Source organism: Xanthomonas sp. SHU 308 (assembly GCF_000364645.1).
GTDB classification, from domain to species: Bacteria; Pseudomonadota; Gammaproteobacteria; order Xanthomonadales; family Xanthomonadaceae; genus Xanthomonas_A; species Xanthomonas_A sontii.
The window spans coordinates 1-2,297 of the sequence record NZ_AQOK01000325.1; the positions used below are offsets into that span (position 1 = coordinate 1).

3 protein-coding genes and 1 pseudogene are annotated in these 2,297 nt (G+C 68.0%); 1 reads left to right on the forward strand and 3 read right to left on the reverse strand.

The window, feature by feature from the left end; genetic code table 11:
- From D588_RS24560 to rpmH, 3 genes and pseudogenes are all read right to left on the reverse strand, one after another.
- Positions 1-239: pseudogene (locus tag D588_RS24560) on the reverse strand (membrane protein insertase YidC); the annotation flags it as partial.
- 18 nt (positions 240-257) lie between these two features.
- Positions 258-695 carry a ribonuclease P protein component gene (gene rnpA / locus D588_RS0111465; RefSeq protein WP_026143608.1) on the reverse strand — a complete coding sequence of 146 codons (438 nt, stop codon included), beginning with the start codon at positions 693-695 and terminating at the stop codon, positions 258-260.
- Between the two features lie 38 nt (positions 696-733).
- The gene (gene rpmH, locus D588_RS0111470; RefSeq protein WP_003469983.1) at positions 734-874 is read right to left on the reverse strand and encodes a 50S ribosomal protein L34; all 141 of its coding nucleotides are present in this window, start codon (positions 872-874) and stop codon (positions 734-736) included.
- 261 nt (positions 875-1,135) lie between these two features.
- Here rpmH and dnaA point away from each other — a divergent pair.
- Positions 1,136-2,297: chromosomal replication initiator protein DnaA (gene dnaA / locus D588_RS0111475; RefSeq protein WP_043084495.1), on the forward strand; the 1,162-nt coding region annotated here is incomplete at its 3' end.

The window sequence follows — 2,297 nt, forward strand, 5'->3', positions numbered from 1 at the left end:
GTGTTAGCCGCAGCCGTTTCGGGCGTGGTGCTGGCCGGCGCGGTGCCGGGCACCGTGGCCTGCGGAACGGCCGGCGCATGCGTGGCGCCGGCATCGGCGTCCTGCGCCGGCGGCACCGTGGTCGCCGCCGCGACCGTCGCCGCGGTGGCGTTCGGCGCGTGTTCCTTGTTCCACTCCATCCACAACAGCGCCGCGACCATCAGCCAGGCGAAAATCAGGAAAAGGCGGGTCTGGTTCATCGGACAGGCAAGCTCGGCTCAGCCAGAAGCAGGTTCTGACGTGGATGTGGGGGAAGAAGGACGATCAGGCGGCGGCATTGTGCCGTCCGCGGCCGGGGCCGGCAATGCGCCGGCGCGACGCAGCAGGCGCAGATAGGCCTGGCGCAGTTGCTCGCCGCTGGCCTGGGCGGCGGCGCTGCGCGCCACCACCACGTAATCGCCGGGCGCCAGCCACGGCAACAACTGCCGCGTGGCCTCGCGCAGCACGCGCTTGATGCGATTGCGCACGACCGCACGCTTGTCGACCTTGCGCGACACCGCCAAACCCAGCCGCGCCGGGTGCGGCGCACTGCGCCAGTGCAGGCTCATCAGCGGCTCGGAACAGCGGCGCGCGGCATCGAACACGACGCGGTATTCCGCAGACGTGCGAACCCGCGCAGAGCGAGGAAATCGCCTACGCGGGTCGGGATGATTCACGGTCCGGATTGCAGGCGCCGCCTGGGGCGGCGAAGCAATCAAGCGCTCAGGCGCTTGCGGCCCTTGGCGCGGCGACGGGCCAGGATCTTGCGGCCGTCGGCGGTGGCCATACGGGCACGGAAGCCGTGGTCGCGCTTGCGCTTGAGGTTGCTGGGCTGGAAGGTGCGCTTGGTGGCCATCGGGGCGCTCTGATCTGAATGGGGCGGAAAGAACCGGAAATTCTATAGGATCACTCACGCCGCGGTCAACTCCCTGTATTGACGACGACAAGGGCCAGGCACGCCGGGCCTGTGGATGGATCTGTGAATAGCCGTGGGAAAACCATTCCCGACCCTGCGCGCCGGTGGTAGTCTGATCCATCCGCTTTCCTCTCCCACCGGCCGAATGCGCCGCGCCCGAGCGCGCCCTTCATGCCCGGTCTATCGACGAATTTAGATCTGATGGATGCTTGGCCCCGTTGCCTGGAACGTCTGGAAGCCGAATTTCCAGCCGAGGACGTTCACACTTGGTTGAAACCGCTGCAAGCCGAACAGCGCCATGACAACAGCATGGTGCTGTATGCCCCGAACGCCTTCATCGTCGAGCAGGTGCGCGAGCGCTACCTGCCGCGCATCCGCGAACTGCTGACCTATTTCGCCGGCAGCGGCGAGGTGCTGCTGCAGGTCGGTTCGCGCCCGCGTGCGCCGGAACCGGCCGCCGCCCCGCCCAGCGAGACCGCGGCCGCACGCACGCCGGCGCCGCCGTTGCTGGAGCCGTTCGCCGGCAACCTCGATTCGCACTACACCTTCGCCAACTTCGTCGAAGGCCGCAGCAACCAGCTCGGCCTGGCCGCGGCGGTGCAGGCCGCGCAGAAACCCGGCGACCGCGCGCACAACCCGCTGCTGCTGTACGGCGGCACCGGTCTGGGCAAGACCCATCTGATGTTCGCCGCCGGCAACGCCATGCGCGAGCAGAATCCGAACGCGCGGGTGATGTACCTGCGCTCGGAACAGTTCTTCAGCGCGATGATCCGCGCGCTGCAGGACAAGACCATGGACCAGTTCAAGCGCCAGTTCCAGCAGGTGGACGCGCTGCTGATCGACGATATCCAGTTCTTCGCCGGCAAGGACCGCACCCAGGAAGAGTTCTTCCACACCTTCAACGCGCTGTTCGACGGCCGTCAGCAGATCATCCTGACCTGCGACCGCTACCCGCGCGAGGTCGAAGGGCTGGAGCCGCGACTGAAGTCGCGCCTGGCCTGGGGCCTGTCGGTGGCGATCGATCCGCCCGATTTCGAGACCCGCGCGGCGATCGTGCTGGCCAAGGCGCGCGAGCGCGGCGCGGAGATCCCCGACGACGTGGCGTTCCTGATCGCCAAGAAGATGCGCTCGAACGTGCGCGACCTGGAAGGCGCGCTCAACACGCTGGCGGCGCGCGCCAACTTCACCGGCCGCGCGATCACCACCGAGTTCGCCCAGGAAACCCTGCGCGACCTGCTCCGTGCGCAGCAGCAGGCGATCGGCATCCCCAACATCCAGAAGACCGTGGCCGACTACTACGGCCTGCAGATCAAGGATCTGCTGTCCAAGCGGCGCACGCGCTCGCTGGCGCGGCCGCGGCAGG